This is a genomic window from Methylorubrum populi (genome assembly GCA_036946625.1).
GTDB lineage: Bacteria > Pseudomonadota > Alphaproteobacteria > Rhizobiales > Beijerinckiaceae > Methylobacterium > Methylobacterium populi_C.
Genome location: JAQIIU010000003.1, coordinates 1,355,013 through 1,379,162 on the forward strand (window position 1 = coordinate 1,355,013; position 24,150 = coordinate 1,379,162).

Genomic DNA, 24,150 nt, shown 5'->3' on the forward strand with positions numbered 1-24,150 from the left:
AGCGCTCAGCGGTCGTTCTCGGTGGTGAGGTCGCCGAGCCGCGTGCCCTCGTTGCCGCCGCGCTGCCGCTCGGACAGGCGCACGCCCGGCGTCGCGCCGTCGGCGAAGACGATGCCGCCCTGCATCAGGGCGCTGCGCAAGGCCTCGACCTGACCCGAGGCCGGATCGCCCGTGCCGGCCTCGAAGCCCTTCACGAAGCCCTCGCCGAGCCCCGACCGGCGGGCGAGATCCGCCTCCGACCAGCCGAGCAGGCCGCGCGCGCCCCGGCACTGGGCCGGCGTCATCGTGTTGGGCGAGGTTCCGCTCGATACCCCTTCGTCCGATCCCGTCAAACCACGCTCCTCGATCACACGGTGCCCGCCTTGCGGGGCGTCGGATCGTTCAACGGCCCGGGTGCCGCGATCGTTTCGGCCGAAGAGCCGGAAAGGATCGAGAATCCCCCGTCCGCCGCCTCGACCATAATTGTGCTCGAATTTCTGACGATTCCGCGAGCGTTCGCGGCCGGACACGCGATTCTTGCCCTGGATCGTGCCGACTCGGCCTTGCGGCCGTGGCCGTCGTCCCGAAAGGTGGCGACCGGCTTTCGCGACGACGCAGAGAAGAGACAAGAATCGAGCCCGTCGCTCCCGGTTCGATATCCGTGGGGCAGGGCGCGGCAGCCGAGCAGAGAGGGGGCTGAACGATGAACAGGATGCTGACCGCCGTGCTGGCCTGCGCGGTTGCCGCGGTTGCCGCGGGCACGCTCGGTGCGGCGCCGGCCATGGCGCAGATGGGCATGGGCGGCAATCCGTCCGGCTTCGGCGCCGGCAAGCAGCCGGAGAAGAAGCCGCAATACGTTCCCGGCGCGAAGCCGCAGGAGAAGATGTTCCCCCTCGGCTCGATGTGGACCGCGGTCAGCATGAACGGCAAGCCGTTCACCGGGGCGGACCGGCCGAGCTTCATCATCGACTCGCAGTACCGCGCCCGCGGCTACGGCGGCTGCAACACCTTCACCGCCACCGCCTTCCCCCTGCGCGAGCAGCACCTCGCCGTCGGTCCCCTGGCTCTGACCAAGAAGACCTGCGACAAGGCCCTCTCGGCCTCCGAGCAGGCCTTCCTCGTCGCCCTGCGCACGGCCGGCAAGTGGGATCTCGTCGATTCGCAACTCGTGATCCAGAGCCCGAACGGCGTGCTGCGCTTCGACCGCGCCCTTTAAGCTTCCGTTGACGACGATTCGCAGCCCCCGCACCGGATTCACCCTCCGTCAGGCTCGCGACCCGTTTCCTCGCACCCGTCGGCCGCGCTCCGCGCGGCCGGACAGGCGGAGAGACGGAATGCGGATCGCCCGGGCCCATCATCAGCGTGTCGTCCCGACGGTGCGGCCGGCGGCGTCGCCCGCGACGCGCTACGATTTCCTGCGCGCCCACCACGAGGGCGCCGCGACGCTCGCCACCCTCGCCACCGGTTCGGGGATCGGCCTGATCCTGCTCGCGACCCGCCTCTTCGCCGCCTGACCGGATCGTCCGGCCGGGCCGGCGCGCCGTCCGGGCCCGTTGCCGCGACGCGCCCTGCCGCGCTGCGCCGGCATTCACTTTCGGCGATACCGGCTCAAAGGTAACAATACTGTCGTTTCGACGCGAAAAGAGAAAATAAAATTCTCCTCTCAAGCTCAGGCGTGCGACGGGCGTGTAAAGCGTCGGTGTCCGCCGGGGTCAAACCTCGACGCAGCTTGTGAAATCGGCTACGCGTCGCCCCGGCGGCTCCCGCATCGGCGGAGGGCCGCGGCCCTTGTTTTCGCATCGGCTCCGCCCGAGTTCCGGCGACGACGGGCGTGGCGCCAAGCCTTTGTTCAGACGCGCTCTCTTCTCGCCGAACCGGTATCCGCTTCGGCGAAGGAGCGCTTCAGGGAGCGGACAGACGATGACAGACACCTCGACCCCGGCCACCGCGCGCAAGCCCGGTCACGGCCGCGTCTACGGCTCGATCACCGAGACCATCGGCAACACGCCGCTGGTGCGCCTCAACCGGCTCACCAAGGAGCGGGGCGTCGATGCCGAGATCCTGCTCAAGCTCGAATTCTTCAACCCGATCTCGAGCGTCAAGGACCGTATCGGCGTCAACATGATCGACGCCCTCGAAGCCTCCGGCCGGCTCAAGCCCGGCGGCACGCTGGTCGAGCCGACCTCCGGCAACACCGGCATCGCACTGGCCTTCGTCGCGGCCGCCCGCGGCTACCGCCTGATCCTGGTGATGCCCGAGACCATGTCGCTGGAGCGGCGCAAGATGCTTGCCTTCCTCGGCGCGCAACTCGAACTGACCCCCGGCCCGCAGGGCATGAAGGGCGCCATCGCCCGCGCCGAAGAGTTGCTGCGCGAGATCGACGGCGCGGTGATGCCGCAGCAATTCTCGAACCCGGCCAACCCGGAGATCCACCGCAAGACCACCGCGGAGGAGATCTGGAACGACACCCAAGGCCGGCTCGACGCCTTCGTGGCGGGCGTGGGCACCGGCGGCACGGTGACCGGCGTCGGCGAGGTGCTGAAGCCCCGGCTGCCCGGCCTCAAGGTGTTCGCGGTGGAGCCGGTGGAAAGCCCGGTGATTTCCGGCGGCCAGCCCGGCCCGCACAAGATCCAGGGCATCGGCGCGGGCTTCATCCCCGACAACCTCCACACCGACGTCCTCGACGGCGTGCTCAAGGTGACGAACCAGCAGGCGATCGACACCGCCCGCGACCTCGCCAAGTACGAGGGCATTCCCGGCGGCATCTCGACCGGCGGCAACGTCGCCGCGGCGCTCGAACTCGCCGGCCGCCCCGAGTTCCAGGGCAAGCGCATCGTCACCGTCGCCTGCTCGTTTGCCGAGCGCTACATCTCCTCGGTGCTGTTCGAGGGCATCGGCTAGAGCGCTCTCTCGCCGAAGCGGACACCGGTTCGGCGTGAGAGCGCGCGCCGAATCGAGAGCTTGGCGCCGCTCCCGATCGCGACGTGATCGGAGCGGCTCTATCGTCCCGAAAGGCGGTCGCCGGCTTTCGGAACGAGGCGATGCGTGATTGGCGACGGTGCGGGTCCGTCGCGGGCCCGTGCCGCAACTCCTCCGATCCCGGACCGTTGTCCCGGTCAGATCAGGAGGACGCTATGACCGACACCACCCGCTCCCGGCCGTCGCTCAAGGAGTTCGACGCCTACGCGGATCGCAACGGCCAGGATCTCGGCACCGACTCGCCCCTCGACGTGGGCATTCCCGCGCGCACCCAGGCCGATCTGCGGAGCAATCCCGACGGTCAGGCCGAGGCCGAGACCCCGAAGGAGAACCTGCGCCGGATCTCCGATCCCTCCACCACGCCGGCCGAGCCCGATGCGCAGGCGCAGGAAGCCATCGAGCGCGCCACCGCCGCCGTCGGGCAGGAGGAGGCGCCGCGCCATGGGAAATGAGAACCGCCCCGACGAGGCGGCCGGCTCCCGCGGGCCCCGTCCGGCGGGCGGCGGACATTCCGACCGCAAGGCCGCCTCCGGTCCGCGGGAGGGGCAGCCCGTGGCCGGCGAGCCCGATCGGGCGAAGTACGCCTGACCGATTTCCGCTCTGCGGATGACGAGACGAAAGCGAGGCGTGCATGGACAGACAGGACAGGGACGAACGCGAAAAGCCGCGGGAGCGCCGGGACGGGGACAAGCCCGCCAACAGCGCCCCCGACGCGGTGATGGACCCCAACGAGAAGACCGACGGCAAGCCCGGCGCGCCGGGTCAGGGCGACGAAACCGATCCCGGGGCGGGCTGAGACACGCCCTCGCCGCCATGTTCAGGCGGCCTGCTGTGGTGCATCGGCTCGGCCGGCTCGGCTTGATCCAGACGATCCGGGGCGGGGTGGGGGCCTGCGCGATCACCGCGCCCTGCCGCCTGCGGCGGGCGTTGGGCGAGGCGCTGGCGGCCTTCCTCGCGGTTCTCGACCGTTACACCCTGGCGGACCTGCTGGGCGGAGCCGAGGGCGACGAGATCACACGGCTGCTCGGCCTGTCCGCGCCCGCGCCGCCTGCCGAGGCAGTGCCGGCCGCCGATTGAGCGGTGCCGTCCGTCGGCCCTACGCCGCCGCCGCCTCGACCCGGTTCCGGCCGGAGGACTTGGCCCGGTAGAGGGCGGCGTCGGCGCGTTTGAGCATGTCGGCCGGCCCGGCATCGGTCGGGCGCCGCACCGAGACGCCGACCGAGACGGTGACGCCGATGTCGCGGGTTCCGCCCTCGATGGCGAAGGGGCTCGCCTCGATCCGCTCGCGGATGCGCTCGGCGATGGCGCGGGCGTCGGGCAGTTCGGCACCCGGCACCACCATCACGATCTCCTCGCCGCCGTAGCGGGCCAGGATGTCCATCGGCCGCACCTGCTGGCGGATGCGTTCGGCAAACGCCCGCAGCACCTCGTCGCCGGCCTCGTGGCCGTAGGTGTCGTTGATCGACTTGAAGCGGTCGATGTCGAGGAGCAGGCAGGCGAGGCCCTTCTGGTGGAGGGCGGCCTCGCCGAAGACCGGGCCGAGATGCCGGTCGAGGTAGCGCCGGTTGTGCAGGCCCGTCAGGTCGTCGGTGATGGCCAGTTCCATCGAGGCCTGAAGCGCCCCGCGCAGGGTCTCGGAGAAGCGGCGGCGGCGCACCTGCGTGCGCACCCGGGCGATCAGCTCGTTGCGGTCGATCGGGCGCAGCAGGTAGTCGTTGACGCCGAAATCGAGGCCGCGGGTGATGCGGGTCCGCTCCTGCATCTCGCCGATCATGATCAGCGCCATGCCGCGGGTCCGTTCGAGCGAGCGGAGCTGGCTGCACAGGCGCAGGCCGTCGAAGCCTTCGAGGTCGAGGCTCACCAGGGCGAGATCGAACCCGCCCTCCGGTGCCCGCACCAGCGCCCGGTGCGGATCGCTCTCCACGGTGACGTGGTGGTGCTGCGCCAGCGCGGTGGCGATGCGGTCGACGGCGCCGGGCCGGTCCTCGACGAGGAGGATGCGCGCGCCTTCGCCGGTGTCCGAGGCGGCGGCGACCAGCGGATCGGGGCCGCCGATCTCGCGGGTCGCCAGCGCGCGCGAACGCAGTTCGTCGGTCACCGCCTTCAGCCGGACGAGGCTGCGCACCCGCGTCATCAGCGCGGTGTCGTCGATGGGCTTGGTCAGGAAGTCGTCCGCCCCCGCATCGAGGCCCCGCAGCCGGTCGGCCGGCTGGTCGAGGGCGGTGACGATCACCACCGGCAGGTGGGCGGTGGCGGGGTTGCCTTTCAGCCGGCGGCAGACCTCGAAGCCGTCCATGCCCGGCATCATCACGTCGAGCAGCACGACGTCGCAGCCGCCCTTGTCGCAGATCGCCAGGGCGTCGGGCCCGTTCATCGCCACGACCACGTCGAAATACTCGAGCGACAGCTTCGTTTCGAGCAGACGGACGTTCGGGTAGAGATCATCGACGATCAGGACGCGAGCCGACATCGTTCCTCCGATGCGCGGCTGTCACGGCCGCCGCGGCATTCGAGGCCTCGGGGGCCTCAAGGGGCGCCATCATCGCCGATGTAGCGGCGGACCGTTGCTAAAAACTTCGCGACCGAGATCGGCTTCGAGAGGTAGGCCTCGCAGCCGCCTTCCCGTATGCGTTCCTCGTCGCCCTTCATCGCGAAGGCGGTGATGGCGATCACGGGGATGTCGCGCAGGTCGTCGTCGTCCTTGAGCCACTTCGTCACCTCCAGCCCCGAGACCTCGGGAAGCTGGATGTCCATCAGGATCAGGTCGGGATGGTGGGTGCGCGCCAGCTCGATCGCCTCGATGCCGTTGGCGGTCTTGAGGGTCGCGTAGCCGTGCGCCTCCAGCAGGTCGTTGAAGAGCTTCATGTTGAGCTCGTTGTCTTCAACGATGAGAACGGTTTTCTTCATGGCCCGCTCCGGCACGGTCGCGATGGCGTTCCACCCCGTGGCCCGGCCCTCGTCCTCACGTTAAACTGCCACTCGTTGATGAAACGCAAACTTGATCATAGCGATGCGGGGAGCGAGCGTCTCGCCGTCGAGGTGCTCGGCTGGCTCGCCGGCGACGAGGATCGGCTGTTCCGGTTCGTCGCCGCGAGCGGGCTGGAGCCCGGGACGCTGCGCGAGAGCCTGCACGATCCCGGCTTCCTCGGCGCCGTCCTCGACCATGTGATGGGCGACGAACCGTCGCTCCTTGCATGCGCCGAGGCGCTCGGGGTGAAGCCGGAGCGGATCGCCTCGGCCTGGCAGCGCCTGCAGCCGCCGCCCTTCGACGAGGGCGGCTGAATACCAGGCTGCAGGGAAGCCGGCCGATGGCCGGCTTCCCTGCGTCCGGCGGACGCCCGCCGCCGCGCCTTCGCGCGGGCAACCGACGATGAGGCGGGATCATCGCCGGTTGGTATGAGGCGTACCGATCGCCCCTACCGCGCCAGTTCCCGCAGCCCGAGCCGGATCAGGGTCCTGGCCTCGATCGAGCCGGCCTCCGCGCCCGCACCCTTCAGCGCGGCGGCGATGGCGGCCGAGGCCTGAACCTGGGGATAACCCAGATTGACCAGCGCCGAGATCGCGTCCGCGACCGGCTGGGGCGCGCTCCCGTCCTCGACGGCGCCCGTCAGGGCGACCAAGGCCGGATCGACGGGGGCGAAGGCGGGCGCCTTGTCCTTCAGCTCCGCCACGAGGCGGGCGGCGAGCCGCGGGCCGACGCCGGGGGCGCGGGCGATCGCCCCCTTGTCGCCGGTGGCGATGGCGGTCGCGAGCGCCGCCGGCTCCAGCACCGAGAGCACGCCGAGCGCCACGCGGGTGCCGACGCCCTGCACGGTCTGGAGGATGCGGAACCACTCCCGCTCGGCGTCCGAGCGGAAGCCGTAGAGCCGAATCATGTCCTCGCGCACATGCGTCTCGATGGCCAGGTCCGTCGCCTCGCCGGGCTTCGGCAGCCGCTGCAGGGTGCGGGCGGAACAATGCACGACGTAGCCGACGCCGTTCACGTCGAGGATCACGAAGTCCTCTCCGTAGGAATCCACGATGCCCTTGAGCTTGCCGATCATTTGAAACCGTCGTTCCTCGAAGGGTCCGTTGCCGCGCTCGGCCTAACGCCATATCCGTCCTGGCGGCACAACCGACAAGGTGACCGCATGAAGCGCACGCCCGCCCTCGCCGCCCTCCTGCTGGCGAGTCTCGCCCTCACCGTGCCGGGCGCTGCCCGGGCCCAGGAGGCCGCCGCGGCACTGACCAAGGATCCGAATCAGGTGAAGGCCGGGCGCTACCGGCTCGATCCGGCGCACGGCAAGATCACGTGGTCGCTCAACCATCTCGGCTTCTCGACCTATTACGGCCAGTTCACCGAGGTCTCGGGCGACCTCGTCCTCGATCCGAAGGAGCCGGGCAAGAGCAGCCTGTCCGTCAGGATCGGGACGGGCAGCGCCGATGCGCTCAACGAAAAGCTCAACGCCCACCTCAAGCAGCCGGATTTCCTCGACGTCCGGAATTTCCCGGAGGCGACCTTCCTCAGCAGCTCGGTCGAGCCGACGAGCCCGACCACCGCCCGGGTCAACGGAACCCTGACCCTGCGGGGCGTGTCGAAGCCGGTCTCGTTCGACGCCACCTTCAACCAGGCGGGCGTCAACCCGGTCGACAAGGCCTACTCCGTGGGCTTCGATGGCTGGACGGTGATCAAGCGCTCGGAGTTCGGCGTGAACGCCTTCCTGCCGCTGCTCGGCGACGAGGTGGCGCTGCGGCTGGAGGGCGAGTTCAAGCTGCAATGAGCGGCGGCGGCGGGGCCCGCGGGTTTGCGGCAACGCTCCGTTCACGGTACGTGCCGTATCGAACCGCCAGCGGCGGGAAAAGGAGGCTGCGGCCATGACGAGCGACGTCCGCATCCTCGGCATCGATCCCGGCCTGCGCCGCACCGGCTGGGGGCTGATCGCGGCGCGCGGCACCAAGCTGTCCTATCTCGCCTGCGGCGTCGTCACCTCCGACGGCGACCTGCCGCTGGCCCTGCGCCTGCGCGAACTGCACGAGGGCCTCACCCGCATCGTCGCAGGGTACACGCCCGACGAGGTCGCGGTGGAGGAGACCTTCGTCAACAAGGACGCGCAGGCGACGCTCAAGCTCGGCCATGCCCGGGCCGTGGCGCTGCTGGTGCCGGCGCTCGCCGGGCTGCCGGTGGCGGAATACGCCGCCAACCTCGTGAAGAAGACGGTGTCCGGCTCGGGTCACGCGGACAAGGTCCAGATGCAGGCGATGGTGAAGTTCCTGCTGCCGAAGGCGGAGTTCAGGCTCGCCGACGCGGCGGACGCGCTCGCCATCGCCATCACCCATGCCAGCCACCGCGGCGCCATCGCCCTCGATCGCCGCCACGCGGTGGGCACGGCCGGAGGGCCGGGGGCGGCGCGCATCGCTGCGGCGCTGGCGCGGCAGGGCTGACGCTTTCGGCGCTCCGAGGCGGCCGCCTGCCTTACGGGTCCACCCGCAGCAGCACCTTGCCCGAGGCCTCCCGCCGCTTGAGGATGCCGAGCGCCTCCACGTAGGCGTCGAGCGGATAGACGCCGTGCACCTTCACGGTGAGCTTGCCTTCCGCCGCCCAGGCGAGCAGCCGGGCCTGATTGGCCGCGTGCACCGCCGGCTCGCGCTCGACGAAGGCGCCCCAGTGGACGCCCTGCACGTCGATGCCCTTGAGCATGATGACGTTGAGGGGAAATTTCGGGATCTCGCCCGCGGCGAAGCCGATCACGAGGTAGCGGCCCTTCCAGCCCAGCGCGCGCATGGCGGGCTCGGCCAGATCGCCGCCGACCGCGTCGTAGATCACGTCGATCCCGCGCTCGCCCGCGAGCCGGCGCAGCTCTTCCCGCAGGTTGTTCGCCCGGTAATCGACGAGCGCGTCGGCGCCGTGGGCGCGGGCGGTCTCGAGCTTTTCGGGGGAGGAGGCGCAGGCGATCACCCGGGCGCCGAGCAGCTTGCCGAGTTCCACCGCGGCCAAGCCCACGCCGCCCGAGGCGCCGAGCACGGCGAGGGTCTCGCCCGGCGCGATCTTCGCGCGGTCGGCGAGCGCGTGGAGCGTGGTGCCGTAGGTGATCGAGAGCCCGGCGGCGGTCTCGTCGGAGACGGCGTCCGGCACCCGCGCGAGCCGCCCGACCGGCACCGCGATCCGCTCGCGGGCGGTGCCGTGGCTGAGATGGACCATCACCCGGTCGCCGACGGCAAACCCCTCCGCATCCGACCCCAGAGCCTCGACCACGCCGCAAGCCTCGCCGCCCGGCGAGAACGGCAGTTCCGGCTTCACCTGATAGCGGCCGGCGATGATCAGCGTGTCGAAGAAGTTGAGCGCCGCCACCCGCACCCGCACCCGCGCCTCGCCGGGCCCCGCCACGGGATCGGGCAGATCCTCGACGCCAAGATCCTCCGGCCCGCCGAGCCGGCTGCACACCAGGGCCCTCATCGTCTCGCGCTTCCTTCGCGTTTCCCTCGGGACAGGTCATGCCCTTGCGCGCCGATCCTGTGCAAGCGTGCATCGCCGCCGCGAAAGCCTTTCCGGGGTGGACTTATGGTGCCCCCGGCTCTTCGAGCACCGCCGTCCGATCCGCCGCCCGGCGATAAAGCATCCGCGCCGCCGCCATCACCGCGACCTGCTGGCTGCCCGATTGCCAGGAGACGATGAATCCCTTGCGGCCGGGCGCTGAGTTCGACGCCGGCCGAAAACCCCTGGAGCAGGCGCCCGATCGGCACGAGGACCGGCGCGGCGACGAAGAACGCCCTCGCGACGGAGGAGGCGTAGAACCCGAAGAGGAAGAAACAGACATCTCCAGGACGTTGCCGCTGGTCACGCGCAGCACCGTCGCGATCGTCGAGGGCGCGCGGGCCTCGTCCGTGGAGGATGTCATCGATGGCTGTCCGTCTGCTCCGAACCGATCCCACACCGTGTCCGGGGGGCGATTCTCGCCTGGCGTGATCGCTCACGCTCGCGATGACGGCGTGCGGACCATTGACGGGAAGCCAGTCGGATCGGCTGGAAACCGCACGCCGCCCGGCCGCGGCCTACTGATACCCCTTCGGGAACGGATCGGGCTCGATCAGCTCGGGGCTCTCGTAGACCACGTCGAACTGTCCGTCCGCCCGCGCCCGCGCCACGCGGGTCTTGGACCACAGGTGATGGTTCTCGTGGATCTTCACGTAGCCCTCCGGCGCCTCCTTCATCTCGATGCCGGGGGAGGCCGCGATCACCCGGTCGATCTCGAAGCTGCCGGCCTTCTCCACCGCCGCTTTCCACAGGAACGGGCTCAGATAGGCCGCCTGCGTCGCGTCGCCGATCACGGTCTTCTCGCCCCAGCGCTTCTTGAAGGCGGCGACGAACTTTTCGTTGGCCGGGTTCTTCAACGACTGGAAGTACTTCATGCAGGTGTAAGCGTCGGCGATGTTCTCGCCGCCGATGCCGTCGACCTCGTCCTCGGTGACGGAGACCGTGACCAGGGTCTGCTTCTTGAGATCGATGCCGGCCGCCTTGAGCTGCTTGTAGAAGGCCACGTTCGAGCCGCCGACGACGGTCGAGAAGATCACGTCCGGTTTCTTGAGCTTGATCTTGTTGATGACCGAGTTGAACTGCGTGTGGCCGAGCGGGAAGTATTCCTCGCCCACGACCGTGCCCTTCAGCACGTTGGTGATATGCTTGGTGGCGATCTTGTTGGTGGTGCGCGGCCAGATGTAGTCCGAGCCGATCATGAAGAAGGTCTTGGCGCCCTTCTCCTTGCCGACCCAGTCGAGACCCGCCAGCGTCTGCTGCGCCGCCTCCTGGCCGGTGTAGATGACGTTCTTCGACTGCTCCAGGCCCTCGTAATAGGTCGGGTAGTAGAGAAGGCCGTTGTACTGTTCGAAGACCGGCAGCACCGCCTTGCGCGAGGCCGAGGTCATGCAGCCGAACACCGCGGCGCAATGATCGTTGACCACGAGCTTGCGCGCCTTCTCGGCGAAGGTCGGCCAGTCGGAGGCGCCGTCCTCCTGGATGATCTTGATCTGCCGGCCGAGCACCCCGCCCGCTGCGTTGATCTGCTCGATGGCGAGCTTCTCGCCTTGCGTCGTTCCGGTCTCGGAGATCGCCATCGTGCCGGTGAGCGAGTGCAGGATGCCCACCGTCACCTCCGTGTCGGTGACGGCGAGCGCGCCCGCGCCGGTCTCCGCAGCGAAGGCTCGCCCGGGCAGGGCGGTCATCAGCGGCGAGGCGGCAAGGCCCAGGAGAAGCCGGCGGCGGAGATGGAAGTGGGCGTCGTTTCTGTCACGCGAGCGCATGTTTCTTCGAAATCCTTCGAGCGTCGTCCGGCGGATCGGGCGAATGCCGGCCGTCAGGCCGACAGACGAGACCGATGCCATCATCCGTATTTCGGCTCAAGAAATGAAAATGTATCAAGAGCAATTGATGGGCGGCGTGCCCATATTTCTTGCGATATGCAGCCAAGATCGCCGATCATGAACGATAGTTGCTTGCGCCGCCGCCCCGGCCCACATCCGGATTGGACCTCGAACACGATCCGGAACACCGCGTCCATGCCGCTCGGGGGCATTTCGGTGACCTTTTTCGTCGATCAGGCTTCGATAAACACGCGCTTCCGCGCATCAAGGCTGACATCGACACGATAGCGTTCGATCAGATCCTCGTCGAGTTTCACGCCCAGTCCCGGCGTGTCGGGAACCACGACCTGGCCGTCATCGAGCGGGATCAGATTTGTCACCAGATCCTTGAACAAGGGGCTGCTGCTCTGCGAGTATTCGATGAGATCGCAACCATCCTGGCTCGCCAGAAACTGGACCGTCGCGGCAAGCAGGATCCCGGTGCTGAAGCCGTGCGGCACCAGACGGGTATCGGTGCGACGGGCGATCCGAGCAATATGGACGGCCTCGCTGATGCCGCCGCAGCGCGTGATATCAGGCTGAATGATGGACGGGTCGGTCAGAGTGATGAAATCCTTGAACTCCGCCACCGAGGCTGTTCGCGAAGTGGCCGTTGTCGGGGGCGTGTCGGCAGCTCGCGACCGATCGCCACTCGGCGAAGGCGCTCTCAAGACGGGCTCCGGCCAAACGCTCCAGTCCACCTGCATCGGCTCTTCACCCGATCGAGCCGATCGGAACGCCACCCCGGGCGCCCTCAGCCCTCCTGCGGCCGCCGCAGCTCGAACCGGTTCTCCGGTTCGGTCGTGAAGTAATCGAAATAGCCGCCGCGCAGGATCGGGCGCATCGCCCCCGTATCGACCCGGCCGCCGCTCACGAAGCGGTCGTCGACGTAGATCGAGACCACCTGCCCGATCACCATGAAGTTGGCCGGCTTCCCCCCGCCGAGCGGCACCAGCGGCACGGTCTGGAGCCACTTGCACTCGATCGCCGCGGGCGATTCGGCCACGCGCGGCGGGCGCACGAGGCGGGACGGCGCGGGGGTGAGCCCGGCGAAGCCGAACTCGCTCTCCCCCCGCTCCAGCGGCGCCGAAGTGGCGTTGACGGCCTCGCGCAGATCGAAGGTCGCGAGGCTGCACACGAACTCCCCGCCGTCCTCCGCGAAGGTCATCGCGTCCTTGCGGCCGGAGGAGGAGAACATCACCATGTCGGGCTCGCCCCCGACCGCGTTGAAGAACGAGTAGGGCGCGAGGTTCACGCGTCCCGCCCGGTCCATCGCGCTGATCCAGCCGATCGGGCGCGGGGCGACGATCGCTTTCAGCGGGTTGTGCGGCAGGCTGGGATTGGCGGCCTCGTAGTGCATGGCGTGCTCCTCCGGCATCGTCCCGAAAGGGGGATGCCGGCTTTCGGAAAAAGACGATGCGCCAGAGCCGCTCCCGATCAGGTTGTGATCGGGAGCGGCTCCAAGCTCTCGATTCGACGCGCTCTCACGCCGAACCGGTGTCCGCTTCGGCGTGAGAGCGTTCTAGAAGCGCGTGACGATCCGTGCGAGGTCCGGCCGCGGCCGGTCGGAGGGCACGTCCTGCGGCCGGCCGATATGGATGAAGCCGGCGATCCGCTCGGCCGGGGCGAGGCCGAGCGCGTCGAGCACCCGGCGGTCGTAGGCGAACCATTCGGTGAGCCAGGACGTGGCGTAGCCCGCCGCGTTGGCCGCGACCACGAGGTTCATGCACACGGCGCCGGCCGAGAGCACCTGCTCCCATTCGGGGATCTTCGCGTGCGGGCCGGCGCTCGAGACGACGCCGACCACCACCGGCGCGTGGGTCAGGCGCTGCCGCTCCTGCGCGCGGCGCTTCTCGTCCGCCTCGGGGAAGTCGGCGAGATGGATCTTCTCGATCAGCGCGCCGACGCGCTCGCGCGCCGTGCCCTCGATCACCAGGAAGCGCCAGGGCGCGAGCTTGCCGTGGTCCGGCACCCGCGCGGCCACGGTCAGCCAGCCGTCGAGTTCCTCCGGCGAGGGGCCGGGTCCGGCGAGCAGCATCGGCGGCACCGAGCGGCGGCGGCGCAGCAGGTCGAGGGTGCGGTCGTGGGCGGCATCTCGAATCCCGGTCATGGACAATCCGCGTGCAGGGGCCGAAGCTCGGAGCCGGACCGCCATGCCGCCGCCACGGTCCGGTTGCAAGGGCTGGGCGGATACCGAGCGGCGAACGGGAGCGCGAAGGGACGATGGGACGCGGGGCCGCAGGCGGCAAGATCGTTTCTCCGGCTGTCCTCGCGGCCGCGGCGCTGGCCGTGCTCCCCGTCCGCGCGCAATCGCCGAGCCCGTTCGGGGCGGGCCTGCCCCCTTCCGGCGTCACCGGGCCGATGCTGCCGCCGCCCGCGGCGGAGGGCGAAGCCGATCTGACGCTCTCGGCGGTCTTCGCCGGCTCGAGCGGGCCGATCCGCTCGGGGCTCACCTGGCGCCTCTACGGCGAGAACGGGGAGGGCGGGCACCCCGCCATCGTCGCCCGCTCGAACGAGGCCGCGCCGGTGTTCAAGCTCGCGGCCGGCGCCTACGTCGCCACCGTCACCTACGGCTACGCCAGTGCCTCCAAGCGGATCACGATGTCGGGCAGTCCGGCCGCGGACCAGCTTCGGGTCGCGGCCGGTGCGCTGAAGCTGTCCGGGGCGGTCGGCGACCAGAGGATACCGGGCAACCAGCTCGCCTTCTCGGTCTTCGTGCCGATCGGGACGAATTCGGAGGGGCGCCTCGTGCGCAGCGGCATCAAGGCCGGGGAGATCGTGCGCCTGCCCGAGGGCACCTACCACGTCGTGTCGAGCTACGGCGATTCGAACGCGATCCAGCGCGCCGACCTCAGGGTCGAGAACGGCAAGGTCACCGACGCGACCATGAACCACCGTGCCGCCACCGTGACCCTGAAGCTCGTCGCCGCCCCCGGCTCCGAGGCGTTCGCCGGCACCGCCTTCAGCGTGCTGACGCCGGGCGGCGACACCATCCGGGAGGCGATCGGCGCCTTTCCGTCCGTGACGCTGGCGGAGGGCGACTACGTGCTGATCGCCCGCCACGACGGGCAGGTCTTCACCCGCGAGTTCAAGGTGGAGAGCGGCATGGACCGCGACATCGAAGTCGTGGCGAAAGGGAGCTGAGACCGTGCCGTATCCGGCCGCGCTCGCAGCGCTCCTCCTCCTCTCCGCGACGTCGGCGCGGGCGCAGACGGTCGTGGACGGCTCCGACGCCGCGGTCGGTCCGGAGGCGGCGCGGACGGCGCTGACCCTGATCGGCCGGCAGTTGCGCGATACCGGCGCGAGGGTCGCGAACCTGCGGATCGGCCGGGCCGGGGCGCTCTGCGGCACGGTCGATGTCCGCAACCGCATGGGCACCTATACCGGTCCCCGGGGCTTCGTCGCCGACATCCCGCAAAGCTTCCTCGGGCGATTGCCGGAGGGGCCGGAACTGCGCAACCCGGGAAGCCCGGCGGATTTCCGCGCCATGGAGCGGGCGCGGGCGCTGTTCGAGGCGAACTGCACCGAGGGCTGACCGGAAAGCCGCCCTCAGGCGAACGGCACGATCAGCGGCAGGGCGAGAGCCAGCCCGCCGGCCAGCACGATGGCATCGCGGACGCGCCGCCCGATCCAGGCGCGGGTGCCGCGGCGCCGTGCGGTGATGTCGTCGGTGAAGGTCATCGTCCTCTCCTGCCTCTTCGGTGGCCCCGATATGAGCGGGACGCCGCTTTCGCGACAGGGACGGTTGCCGTACGATTCCAAAGAACTGTCCGGTACGAGTGCCGGTACGGTTCGGAGGACAGCCATGACCGAGATGTTGGCCGAAGCGGTGCCCGCGGCGCTTTCGCGGGTCGAGGCGGTGATCCGCGCCATCGAGGACCGGATCGAGGGCCGTGCGCTCGGCCCCGGTGCGCGGCTCCCCTCGGTGCGGGGCCTGGCCGAGAGCATGCAGGTCTCGAAATCGACGGTGGTCGAGGCCTACGACCGGCTGGCGGCGCGCGGTGCCATCGTCTCCCGGCCGGGCTCCGGCTTCTTCGTCTCGGCCCGTGCCGAACCGCTCAGCCTCGCCGCGATCGGACCGCGGCTCGACCGGGCGGTCGATCCGGTCTGGATCACCCGGCAGTCGCTGGAATCGGGGCCGGATTCGCTGCGGCCCGGCTGCGGCTGGCTGCCGAACGCCTGGCTGCCGGAAGAAGGCCTGCGCCGCGCCCTGCGCCAGGTCGCCCGCCAGAGCGGCGCGGTGATGTTCTACGATACGCCGCAGGGCCACATCCCGCTGCGCCAGCAACTCGCCCTGCGGCTGACCGAGCGCGGCATCCGCGCCCATCCCGACCAGCTCGTGCTGGCCGATTCGGTCACGCAAGCCCTCGACCTGATCATCCGCTTCCTCGCCGAGCCCGGCGACACGGTGCTCCTCGACGATCCCTGCTACTTCTCCTTCCAGGCCCTGGCCCGCGCCCACCGCCTGCGCATGGTCGGGGTGCCGTTCGGGCCCGACGGGCCGGATCTCGCCGCCTTCGAGCAGGCCCTGATCGAGCACCGCCCACGCTTCTACATCACCAATTCCGGTCTCCAGAACCCGATCGGCGCCAGCTTGAGCCCGGTCGTCGTGCACCGCATCCTGCGGCTCGCCGAGATGCACGGCACGCTGATCGTCGAGGACGACGCCTATGCCGATTTCGAGGCCGAGCCGGGCCCGCGGCTCGCCGGCTTCGACGGCCTCGACCGGGTGATCCATGTCGGCGGCTTCTCGAAGACGCTCTCGACCGGGGCCCGCGTCGGGGTGATCGCGCTCCGCCCCGACTGGGTCGAGCGCCTGGTCGACCTCAAGCTCGCGGTGTCGTTGAGCGACAACCATCTCACCGCGGCGACCATCCACCGCTTCCTCGGCGAGGGCAGCTATCGCCACCACCTCGACACGATGCGCACCCGGCTGGCGGAGGCCCGCGGCACGGTGGTGCGGCGGCTCGCGGGCGTCGGCGTTGCCGTGCCCTTCGTGCCGAGCGCCGGCATGTTCCTCTGGGCGCGCCTGCCGGACGGCCTCGACGCCGCCGACGTCTCCCGCCGGGCACTCGCCCGCGGCATGGTGCTGGCGCCGGGCAACGTCTTCTCCCTGAGCCAGGGCGCGGCCGGCTCCATGCGCTTCAACGTGGCGCAATGCGCCGACCCGCGGGTGTTTTCGGAATTGTCGCGGGCGATGGAGGGGCGAGGCGCGTAAGGCGCCCACCCCCTCTCTCGCGTCAGGGCGCCGGCTGCTCCCCGTGCTGCCCGTCGAGCACCGTGCCGGTGCTCGGCCGGCTCTCGGCGGCGGCCTCGGCCCGGCGGCGGTCCGGCGAGGTCGCCTCCTCGACGAAGGCGGCGAGCGCCGCGTCGAGATCGAGCGTGGTGGTCTTCTGGCTGCCGAGGCGGCGCACCGAGACCGTGCGCTCCTCCGCCTCGCGGCGGCCGAGCGCGAGCAGCACCGGCACCTTGGCGAGCGAGTGCTCGCGGACCTTGTAGTTGATCTTTTCGTTGCGCAGGTCGGCCTCGACCCGCAGCTCGGCGCGCTCCAGCACCCGCACCACCTCGCGGGCGTAAGAATCGGCCTCGCTGGTGATGGTGGCGACCACCACCTGCACCGGGGCGAGCCAGAGCGGGAAGTGACCCGCGAAATGCTCGATCAGGATGCCGGTGAAGCGCTCCATCGAGCCGCAGATGGCGCGGTGGATCATCACCGGCGGCTTCTTCTGGCTGTCGGCGTCGATGTAGCTCGCGTCGAACCGCTCCGGCAGGTTGAAGTCCACCTGCGTGGTGCCGCACTGCCAGTCGCGGCCGATGGCGTCGCGCAGCACGTACTCGAATTTCGGCCCGTAGAACGCGCCCTCGCCGGGATTGACCGCGGTCTTGATCCGCCCGCCGGACTGCTCCTCGATCTGCGCCAGCACCCGCGTCATCACGGCCTCGGCGTGGTCCCACAGGGCGTCGGAGCCGACGCGCTTCTCGGGGCGCGTGGAAAGCTTCACCAGGATCTGGTCGAAGCCGAAATCGGCGTAGGTCGAGAGGATCAGGTCGTTGATCTTCAGGCACTCGGCGGCGAGCTGGTCCTCGGTGCAGAAGATGTGCGCGTCGTCCTGGGTGAAGCCGCGCACCCGCATCAGGCCGTGCATCGCGCCGGACGGCTCGTAGCGGTGGACGACGCCGAACTCGGCCATGCGCAGGGGCAGGTCGCGGTAGGATTTGAGCCCGTGCTTGAAGATCTGCACGTGGCCGGGGCAGTTCATGGGCTTGAGGGCGAACCAGCGCTTGTCCTCGGCCTCCTCGCCGGCGGATTGGGCCGCGAACATGTTCTCGCGGTACCAGCCCCAGTGGCCGGAGGTCTCCCACAGCGACTTGTCGAGGATCTGCGGTGCGTTCACCTCGGCGTAGTCGCCCTTCAGGCGGCGGCGCATGTAGGCGATCAGCGCCTGGAAGATCGTCCAGCCCTTGGCGTGCCAGAACACGACGCCCGGCCCCTCCTCCTGGAAGTGGAAGAGGTCCATCTCCTTGCCCAGGCGACGGTGGTCGCGGCGTTCGGCCTCCTCCAGCCGGTGGAGGTAGGCATCGAGATCGCCTTGAGAGGCCCAGGCGGTGCCGTAGATGCGCGTCAGCATCGGATTGCCGGCGTCCCCCCGCCAATAGGCGCCCGCGACCTTCATCAGCTTGAAGGCGGTGCCGACCTTGCCCGTCGAGGTCATGTGCGGGCCGCGGCAGAGGTCGAACCACGCGCCCTGGCGGTAGATCTTCAGATCCTCGCCCGGCGGAATCGCATCGACCAGCTCGACCTTGTAGCTCTCGCCCCGGTCGGCAAAGAGCGTCTTCACGTCGTCGCGCTTCCAGACCTCCTTCGTGAACGGAGCATCGCGCGAAACGATCTCGCGCATCTTCGCCTCGATCTTCGGGAAGTCCTCGGGCGTGAACGGCTCGGCTCGCGCGAAGTCGTAGTAGAAGCCGTTCTCGATGACGGGTCCGATCGTCACCTGCGTGCCGGGCCAGAGCGCCTGCACGGCTTCCGCCAGCACGTGGGCGCAGTCGTGGCGGATCAGTTCGAGCGCCCGTGGGTCGTCGCGGGAAATGAACTCGATCGCGGCGTCGCGCTCGATCGCGGCGTCGAGGTCGCGCACCGTGCCGTCCAGCGCCATGGCGACCGTGCGCTTGGCCAGCGACTTGGCGATGCCCTCCACCACGGTCCGACCGGTCACCGCGGCGTCGTAGGCGCGGGTGTTGCCGTCGGGGAAAGTCAGGATGGGCATGATGGGACCGTGTTTGTGCGACGTGCGACCCTACTCGAGGGGTCGGCGGGTTTTCGGGAGGCGGGGGGGTTAAGTCAATGCACGATCCCGGCGGTCTTGGTGCCGCCGAGATCGATCCCGATCCGCAATCGCCCGGAGGCCGACGGCGCCTACTGCGCCGCGACGGCTTTCGGGGCGGTGGTGGTCGTGGAGTTTTCGCCGGGGCCCTCCGGCGCCTCGTCCGAGATCTCGGTGCCGATCGAGACCGGATGCGCCATCACCTGGGCGAGCTTCTTCCTGTCGAGCTCGCCCTCCCAGCGGGAGACCACCACGGTGGCGACGCCGTTGCCGATCAGGTTGGTCAGCGCGCGGCACTCCGACATGAACTTGTCGACGCCGAGCACCAGGGTCATCGCCGCCACCGGGACGGGATTGCCGGGGATCGCGGCGAGCGTCGCGGCCAGCGTGATGAAGCCCGCGCCGGTCACGCCCGAGGCGCCCTTCGAGGTCAGCATGGCGACGAGGAAGATCGTCGCGTACTGCCCGACCGAGAGGTCGGCACCCACCGCCTGCGCCAGGAACAGGGTGGTGAGCGTCATGTAGATGTTGGTGCCGTCGAGGTTGAACGAGTAGCCGGTCGGGATCACGAGGCCGACGACCGAATCCGAGGCGCCGAGGCGCTTCATCTTGGTCATCATGTGCGGCAGCACGGTCTCCGAGGAGGAGGTGCCGAGCACGATCAGGAGCTCGTCCTTGATGTAGGCCAGGAACTTGAAGATCGAGAAGCCGGCCATCGCCGCGATGCCGCCGAGCACCACGAAGATGAAGAGCAGCGAGGTGGTGTAGAACGTGCCGACGAGCCAGGCGAGGTCGATGACCTTGCCGATGCCGTACTGGCCGACCGTGAAGGCCATCGCGCCGAAGGCGCCGATCGGGGCGAGCTTCACCACGAGGCCGATGATGCGGAAGAACACCTGCCCCGCCGCGTCGATGCCGTGGGTGATGCCGGCGCCCTTCTCGCCCATCCCGGTGAGGACGACGCCGGTCAGCACCGCGATCAGCAGCACCTGGAGCAGGTCGCCGGTGGCGAAGGCGTCGAAGAAGCTCTTGGGGATGATGCCGAGGATGTGGGCGACGGTCGAATCCGCCGCCGCCTTGCTGGCGTAGCCTTCCACCGCCTTGGCGTCGAGCTTCGACACGTCGGCGCCGAAGCCGGCGCCGGGCTGGATGATCTCGCCCACCAGGATGCCGACGAGCAGGGCGACCGAGGAGACCACCTCGAAGTAGATCAGCGCCTTCAGGCCGACGCGGCCGACCTTCTTCAGATCGCCGATCGAGGCGATGCCGTGCACGATGGTGCAGAAGATGATCGGCGCGATCAGCATCTTGATCAGCGCGATGAAGCCGTCGCCGAGCCACTTCAGCGACTTGCCCCATTCGGGGTGATACCAGCCGAGCAGGACGCCGAGCACGATGGCGATCAGAACCTGGATGTAGAGCACCCGGTACCAGGGCACGGGCGCGCCGTGCGCGCCCGTATCATGCGTCGCGGAATGGGCCATGTTTCCTCACCGATACCGTATCGCGCGGCCTCGCCCGGGCGGCTTTGCGCGGACGCTATTCCCTTTGATCCCGGTGCTCAATCGCACCCCGGTAAACGGGGCGGCCTTTGTAACAAGAGAGTCTTTCGACCTGCGGGGCGTTTTGCGGGGCGTTCGACGCGGCCGGTCGAGGCAGCCTTCGGGCCGACGGGCAAGGAAGCGGCGCGCGCGAAGTCTCCGGTGGCGAGAGACCGCAGGCGGTGCCGTTCCGCCGCGCTCGACGGCGGCCGCGGCCTTGCCCCCGGTCCCGCGACGAAGCCGCTTCCCCTCGAACGGCGAGCGCTCTAGAAGCGCTCCATGTTCGGCCCGATCCTCTCTCCGTCGCGAATTACGGGCCCGGCCTCCGTGTAGGCGCCGCGTGCCGCGGCCGCGCCGGATGCCGGGTGAAGCCCCTTCCGCCCGTTCCCCTTCGACCGTCCCCGCGACGAGAGCCTCTGCCGAACCCGCCATGAGCGACCAGAACGATGCGGTCCCCGCGGCCGCCCGCGACTATTCGCGGACCCTGTTCCTGCCCAGGACCGACTTCCCCATGCGCGCGGGTCTGCCGACCCGCGAGCCGCTGCTGCTCGAGCGCTGGAAGAGCATCGGCCTGTACGAAAAGATCCGCGCCGCCGCGAAGGGCCGCCCGCGCTTCGTGCTGCATGACGGGCCGCCCTACGCCAACGGCAACCTCCATATCGGCCACGCCCTCAACAAGATCCTCAAGGACGTGGTGGTGCGCTCGCAAGGGGCGCTCGGCCGCGACGCGGACTACGTGCCGGGCTGGGACTGCCACGGCCTGCCGATCGAGTGGAAGATCGAGGAGCAGTACCGCGCCAAGGGCAAGAGCAAGGACGAGGTGCCGGTGCTGGAGTTCCGCCGGCAATGCCGGGCCTTCGCGGCGGAGTGGCTGAACATCCAGCGCGAGGAGTTCAAGCGGCTCGGCGTCACCGGCGACTGGGACCGCCCCTACGCGACCATGGCCTACCCGGCCGAGGCGCGCATCGCCGCGGAACTGATGAAGTTCGCGGAAAGCGGCCAGCTCTATCGCGGCTCGAAGCCGGTGATGTGGTCGGTGGTGGAGAAGACCGCGCTCGCCGAGGCCGAGGTCGAGTACGAGGAGCATGTCAGCGACACGGTGTTCGTGGCGTTCCCGATCCGCGACGGCGCTCCGGCCGATCTGGCCGGCGCCCGCGTCGTGATCTGGACGACGACGCCCTGGACCCTGCCGGCCAACCGCGCCGTCGCCTACTCCAAGCGGGTCGCCTACGGGCTCTACCGCGTCACGGCGGCGGCCGAGGACAACTGGGCCAGGGTCGGCGACGCCTACCTGCTCGCCGACGCGCTGGCGGACGGTGTGTTCAAGGCCGCTCGGGTCGAGGCGTTCGAGCGCGTCGCCGACGTGCCGGCCGCGAGCCTTGCCGGGCTCACCCTGTCGCATCCGCTGGCGGGCTTCGATCCCGGCTACGGCTTCCCGGTGCCGATGTTGGAGGGCGAGCACGTCACCGACGAGGCCGGCACCGGCTTCGTCCACACGGCGCCGAGCCACGGCCGCGAGGATTTCGAGGTCTGGATGGCCAGCGGCCGGCGGCTCACGCAAGCCGGCATCGACACTCGCATCCCCTACACCGTCGATGCCGACGGGGCGCTGACCGAGGAGGCGTTCGGCTTCACCGGCCGGCGCGTCTTCACCGAGAAGGGCGAGAAGGGCGACGCCAACAAGGCGGTGATCGCCGCCCTGACCGAGGCCGGGGCGCTCGTCGCCCGCGGGGTGCTGCGCCACCAGTACCCGCATTCCTGGCGCTCGAAGAAGCCGGTGCTGTTCCGCAACACGCCGCAATGGTTCATCGCCATGGACCGTCCGGTGGAGGCGCTCGGCAACCGCACCCTTCGCGAGACCGCGCTGCACGCCATCGAGGAGACGCAGTGGGTTCCGCCGCAGGGAAAAAACCGCATCAACGGCATGGTCGCGGGTCGGCCCGATTGGGTGGTCTCGCGCCAGCGCGCCTGGGGCGTGCCGATCACGGTCTTCGTCGAGCGCGAGACCGGCGCGGTGCTGCGCGACGAGGCGGTGAACGCGCGCATCGCGCAGGCCTTCGCGCAAGAGGGCGCCGATGCGTGGTTCGCCGACGGCGCCGCCGAGCGCTTCCTGGCCCCGGAGCACGACCCGGCCAAGTACGAAAAGGTGACCGACGTCCTCGACGTCTGGTTCGATTCCGGCTCGACCCACGCCTTCGTGCTGGACGACCCGCAGGCGTTTCCGGGACTCGCCGGCATCCGCCGCGCGGTCGATGGCGGCCCCGATCAGGTGATGTATCTCGAAGGCTCCGACCAGCACCGCGGCTGGTTCCAGTCCTCGCTGCTCGAATCCTGCGGCACCAAGGGCCGTGCGCCCTACGACGTGGTGCTCACCCACGGCTTCGTCCTCGACGCCCGGGGCGAGAAGATGTCGAAATCGCGCGGCAACGTCGTCGCGCCGCAGAACGTCATCAAGGAATCGGGCGCCGACATTTTGCGCCTTTGGGTCGCTGCCGCCGATTACTCCGACGATCTGCGCATCGGGCCGGAGATCGTGAAGACCTTCGCCGAGACCTACCGCAAGCTGCGCAACTCGCTTCGCTGGATGCTCGGCTCGCTCGCCCACCGGGTGCCCGGCGACGACGTGCCGTTCGCGCAGATGCCGGAACTGGAGCGCTTCATCCTGCATCGCCTCGCCCAACTCGACGGCGAGATCCGCGAAGCCTACGCGGCCTACGACACCAAGCGGATCGTGGCGCTGCTCAACGGCTTCATGACCGGCGACCTCTCGGCCTTCTACTTCGACGTGCGCAAGGACGCGCTCTACTGCGACCCGATCTCCTCGGCGACGCGCCGCGCCGCGCTTCAGGTCATCGACGAGGCCTTCCGCCGGGTGACGATCTGGCTCGCGCCCGTGCTCGCCTTCACGGCGGAGGAGGCGTGGCTCGACCGCTACCCGTCGCAGGACGGCTCGGTGCATCTCCAGACCCTGCCGGACACCCCCGCGGAATGGCGCGACGACGCGCTCGCCGCCCGCTGGCAGAAGGTGCGCAAGGTCCGCCGCGTCGTCACCGGGGCGCTCGAGATCGAGCGCGCGGCCAAGCGCATCGGCGCCGGCCTGGAGGCGGCCCCGACCGTCTATGTCGCCGATCCCGACCTGCTCGGGGCGCTCGACGGCGTCGATTTCGCGGACGTGTGCATCACCTCGGCGATCACCGTGCGCGCGGGCGAGGGCCCGGCCGGGGCCTTTCGCCTCGACGAGGTGAAGGGCGTGGCCGTGGTGCCGGAGCGGGCCGAGGGCACCAAATGCGCCCGCTCCTGGCGGGTGACGCCGGCGGTCGGCAGCGATCCCGACTATCCCGAGGTGACCCCGCGGGACGCGCGGGCCCTGCGGGAGTGGGACGCGGCGCATCCGGGCGCGGGGGCGGTGTGACCCCCTTCCGCTCCGGCCTCGCCGCCCTGCTCGCCACGCTGGTCCTCGACCAAGCCTCCAAGCTCTGGCTCCATCTCGGCACCGATCTCGTGATGACCCAGCCCTGGCGGCTGGGGCCGTTCGCCGACTTCGTCGTGGTCTGGAATCGGGGCGTGTCCTACGGTCTGTTCCAGCAGGAGGGCGGGCTCGGGCGCTGGCTGCTGGTCGCGCTGTCGCTGGCCGCCGCCGTCGGCCTGTCGGCGTGGATGCTCCGGGCCGGCTCGCGGTTCCTGGCGGTGGCCCTCGGCCTCATCGTCGGCGGCGCGCTCGGCAACGCCATCGACCGGGCAGCCTACGGCGCGGTGTTCGATTTCGTCCACCTCCATGCCGGAGCGTGGTCCTGGTACGTGTTCAACGTGGCCGATGCGGCCATCGTCGCGGGTGTGATCGGCCTCCTGCTCGACAGCCTGCGCCCGAGTCCGAGTCCGGTTGCGCGCGCACCGCGGGCGGACGTTTCCGAGGGGCGGGATCGCCCCCGGTCTTGAGGCGCGGGGCGGCGGCC

At 69.9% G+C, this 24,150-nt stretch carries 27 protein-coding genes and 2 pseudogenes; 15 read left to right on the forward strand and 14 right to left on the reverse strand.

Annotation, left to right across the window (positions count from 1 at the left end; all coding sequences use genetic code 11):
* Nucleotides 1–5: 5 nt before the first annotated feature.
* Nucleotides 6–284, reverse strand: coding sequence for an XRE family transcriptional regulator (locus PGN25_17805; protein MEH3119377.1), 279 nt, complete (start codon nt 282–284; stop codon nt 6–8).
* Nucleotides 285–682: 398 nt separating this feature from the next.
* Here PGN25_17805 and PGN25_17810 point away from each other — a divergent pair, with 398 nt between their 5' ends.
* From PGN25_17810 to PGN25_17840, 7 genes and pseudogenes are all read left to right on the forward strand, one after another.
* On the forward strand, nt 683–1,195 hold the full coding sequence (locus PGN25_17810; GenBank protein MEH3119378.1) for an META domain-containing protein: 513 nt from the start codon (nt 683–685) through the stop codon (nt 1,193–1,195).
* Between the two features lie 118 nt (nt 1,196–1,313).
* A complete protein-coding gene (locus PGN25_17815; protein MEH3119379.1) occupies nt 1,314–1,493 on the forward strand; it encodes a hypothetical protein in 180 nt (59 codons plus the stop codon).
* Between the two features lie 406 nt (nt 1,494–1,899).
* On the forward strand, nt 1,900–2,880 hold the full coding sequence (gene cysK, locus PGN25_17820) for a cysteine synthase A (GenBank protein MEH3119380.1): 981 nt from the start codon (nt 1,900–1,902) through the stop codon (nt 2,878–2,880).
* Between the two features lie 233 nt (nt 2,881–3,113).
* Nucleotides 3,114–3,410, forward strand: coding sequence for a hypothetical protein (locus tag PGN25_17825; protein ID MEH3119381.1), 297 nt, complete (start codon nt 3,114–3,116; stop codon nt 3,408–3,410).
* Nucleotides 3,400–3,546, forward strand: coding sequence for a hypothetical protein (locus tag PGN25_17830; protein ID MEH3119382.1), 147 nt, complete (start codon nt 3,400–3,402; stop codon nt 3,544–3,546). The genes PGN25_17825 and PGN25_17830 overlap by 11 nt, the downstream gene beginning before the upstream one ends.
* A 43-nt stretch (nt 3,547–3,589) precedes the next feature.
* Entirely contained in the window at nt 3,590–3,754 is a 165-nt protein-coding gene (locus tag PGN25_17835) for a hypothetical protein (protein ID MEH3119383.1), read from the forward strand.
* Nucleotides 3,755–3,849: 95 nt separating this feature from the next.
* Nucleotides 3,850–4,035 (forward strand): annotated as a pseudogene (locus PGN25_17840) (Rrf2 family transcriptional regulator).
* A gap of 19 nt (nt 4,036–4,054) precedes the next feature.
* Here PGN25_17840 and PGN25_17845 read toward each other — a convergent pair.
* Both PGN25_17845 and PGN25_17850 read right to left on the reverse strand, forming a co-directional pair.
* On the reverse strand, nt 4,055–5,428 hold the full coding sequence (locus PGN25_17845; GenBank protein ID MEH3119384.1) for a PleD family two-component system response regulator: 1,374 nt from the start codon (nt 5,426–5,428) through the stop codon (nt 4,055–4,057).
* Nucleotides 5,429–5,484: 56 nt separating this feature from the next.
* The gene (locus tag PGN25_17850; protein MEH3119385.1) at nt 5,485–5,865 is read right to left on the reverse strand and encodes a response regulator; all 381 of its coding nucleotides are present in this window, start codon (nt 5,863–5,865) and stop codon (nt 5,485–5,487) included.
* A 78-nt stretch (nt 5,866–5,943) separates the two neighbouring features.
* Here PGN25_17850 and PGN25_17855 point away from each other — a divergent pair, with 78 nt between their 5' ends.
* Nucleotides 5,944–6,240, forward strand: coding sequence for a DUF3572 domain-containing protein (locus tag PGN25_17855; protein MEH3119386.1), 297 nt, complete (start codon nt 5,944–5,946; stop codon nt 6,238–6,240).
* Nucleotides 6,241–6,374: 134 nt separating this feature from the next.
* On the opposite strand, the gene ruvA is transcribed toward PGN25_17855, so the two are convergent.
* Nucleotides 6,375–7,001 carry a Holliday junction branch migration protein RuvA gene (ruvA, locus tag PGN25_17860; GenBank protein ID MEH3119387.1) on the reverse strand — a complete coding sequence of 209 codons (627 nt, stop codon included), beginning with the start codon at nt 6,999–7,001 and terminating at the stop codon, nt 6,375–6,377.
* Between the two features lie 87 nt (nt 7,002–7,088).
* On the opposite strand from ruvA, the gene PGN25_17865 reads away from it, so the two are divergent.
* Nucleotides 7,089–7,718, forward strand: coding sequence for a YceI family protein (locus PGN25_17865; protein ID MEH3119388.1), 630 nt, complete (start codon nt 7,089–7,091; stop codon nt 7,716–7,718).
* Nucleotides 7,719–7,812: 94 nt separating this feature from the next.
* Entirely contained in the window at nt 7,813–8,379 is a 567-nt protein-coding gene (gene ruvC, locus PGN25_17870) for a crossover junction endodeoxyribonuclease RuvC (GenBank protein ID MEH3119389.1), read from the forward strand.
* A 31-nt stretch (nt 8,380–8,410) separates the two neighbouring features.
* Here the strand turns inward: ruvC and PGN25_17875 are convergent, their stop codons facing one another.
* From PGN25_17875 to PGN25_17905, 7 genes and pseudogenes are all read right to left on the reverse strand, one after another.
* Nucleotides 8,411–9,391, reverse strand: a complete 981-nt coding sequence (locus PGN25_17875) for an NADPH:quinone oxidoreductase family protein (protein ID MEH3119390.1) — start codon at nt 9,389–9,391, stop codon at nt 8,411–8,413.
* 154 nt (nt 9,392–9,545) lie between these two features.
* Nucleotides 9,546–9,833 (reverse strand): annotated as a pseudogene (locus PGN25_17880) (hypothetical protein).
* 154 nt (nt 9,834–9,987) lie between these two features.
* Nucleotides 9,988–11,232 (reverse strand): urea ABC transporter substrate-binding protein, encoded by a 1,245-nt coding sequence (gene urtA / locus PGN25_17885; GenBank protein ID MEH3119391.1) that lies wholly within the window; start codon nt 11,230–11,232, stop codon nt 9,988–9,990.
* An 80-nt stretch (nt 11,233–11,312) separates the two neighbouring features.
* On the reverse strand, nt 11,313–11,489 hold the full coding sequence (locus PGN25_17890; protein MEH3119392.1) for a hypothetical protein: 177 nt from the start codon (nt 11,487–11,489) through the stop codon (nt 11,313–11,315).
* A 36-nt stretch (nt 11,490–11,525) separates the two neighbouring features.
* Nucleotides 11,526–12,038 carry a hypothetical protein gene (locus PGN25_17895; protein MEH3119393.1) on the reverse strand — a complete coding sequence of 171 codons (513 nt, stop codon included), beginning with the start codon at nt 12,036–12,038 and terminating at the stop codon, nt 11,526–11,528.
* A gap of 47 nt (nt 12,039–12,085) precedes the next feature.
* A complete protein-coding gene (locus PGN25_17900; protein MEH3119394.1) occupies nt 12,086–12,691 on the reverse strand; it encodes a flavin reductase family protein in 606 nt (201 codons plus the stop codon).
* Between the two features lie 162 nt (nt 12,692–12,853).
* Nucleotides 12,854–13,441, reverse strand: a complete 588-nt coding sequence (locus tag PGN25_17905; protein MEH3119395.1) for a nitroreductase — start codon at nt 13,439–13,441, stop codon at nt 12,854–12,856.
* Nucleotides 13,442–13,554: 113 nt separating this feature from the next.
* Here PGN25_17905 and PGN25_17910 point away from each other — a divergent pair, with 113 nt between their 5' ends.
* Together PGN25_17910 and PGN25_17915 are read left to right on the forward strand one after the other, a co-directional pair.
* The gene (locus tag PGN25_17910; GenBank protein ID MEH3119396.1) at nt 13,555–14,475 is read left to right on the forward strand and encodes a hypothetical protein; all 921 of its coding nucleotides are present in this window, start codon (nt 13,555–13,557) and stop codon (nt 14,473–14,475) included.
* Nucleotides 14,476–14,479: 4 nt separating this feature from the next.
* Nucleotides 14,480–14,866 (forward strand): hypothetical protein, encoded by a 387-nt coding sequence (locus PGN25_17915; GenBank protein ID MEH3119397.1) that lies wholly within the window; start codon nt 14,480–14,482, stop codon nt 14,864–14,866.
* Nucleotides 14,867–14,880: 14 nt separating this feature from the next.
* On the opposite strand, the gene PGN25_17920 is transcribed toward PGN25_17915, so the two are convergent.
* The gene (locus tag PGN25_17920) at nt 14,881–15,012 is read right to left on the reverse strand and encodes a hypothetical protein (GenBank protein ID MEH3119398.1); all 132 of its coding nucleotides are present in this window, start codon (nt 15,010–15,012) and stop codon (nt 14,881–14,883) included.
* A gap of 124 nt (nt 15,013–15,136) precedes the next feature.
* Here PGN25_17920 and PGN25_17925 point away from each other — a divergent pair, with 124 nt between their 5' ends.
* Nucleotides 15,137–16,549 carry a PLP-dependent aminotransferase family protein gene (locus tag PGN25_17925; protein ID MEH3119399.1) on the forward strand — a complete coding sequence of 471 codons (1,413 nt, stop codon included), beginning with the start codon at nt 15,137–15,139 and terminating at the stop codon, nt 16,547–16,549.
* A gap of 22 nt (nt 16,550–16,571) precedes the next feature.
* On the opposite strand, the gene thrS is transcribed toward PGN25_17925, so the two are convergent.
* Both thrS and PGN25_17935 read right to left on the reverse strand, forming a co-directional pair.
* Nucleotides 16,572–18,599, reverse strand: a complete 2,028-nt coding sequence (thrS, locus tag PGN25_17930) for a threonine--tRNA ligase (GenBank protein ID MEH3119400.1) — start codon at nt 18,597–18,599, stop codon at nt 16,572–16,574.
* 149 nt (nt 18,600–18,748) lie between these two features.
* Nucleotides 18,749–20,140 carry a dicarboxylate/amino acid:cation symporter gene (locus PGN25_17935; protein ID MEH3119401.1) on the reverse strand — a complete coding sequence of 464 codons (1,392 nt, stop codon included), beginning with the start codon at nt 20,138–20,140 and terminating at the stop codon, nt 18,749–18,751.
* A 487-nt stretch (nt 20,141–20,627) separates the two neighbouring features.
* Here PGN25_17935 and ileS point away from each other — a divergent pair, with 487 nt between their 5' ends.
* Nucleotides 20,628–23,609: an isoleucine--tRNA ligase gene (gene ileS / locus PGN25_17940; GenBank protein MEH3119402.1), complete on the forward strand. Its 2,982-nt coding sequence runs from the start codon at nt 20,628–20,630 to the stop codon at nt 23,607–23,609.
* The gene (lspA, locus tag PGN25_17945) at nt 23,606–24,133 is read left to right on the forward strand and encodes a signal peptidase II (GenBank protein ID MEH3119403.1); all 528 of its coding nucleotides are present in this window, start codon (nt 23,606–23,608) and stop codon (nt 24,131–24,133) included. The genes ileS and lspA overlap by 4 nt, the downstream gene beginning before the upstream one ends.
* The last annotated feature ends 17 nt before the right edge of the window (nt 24,134–24,150 follow it).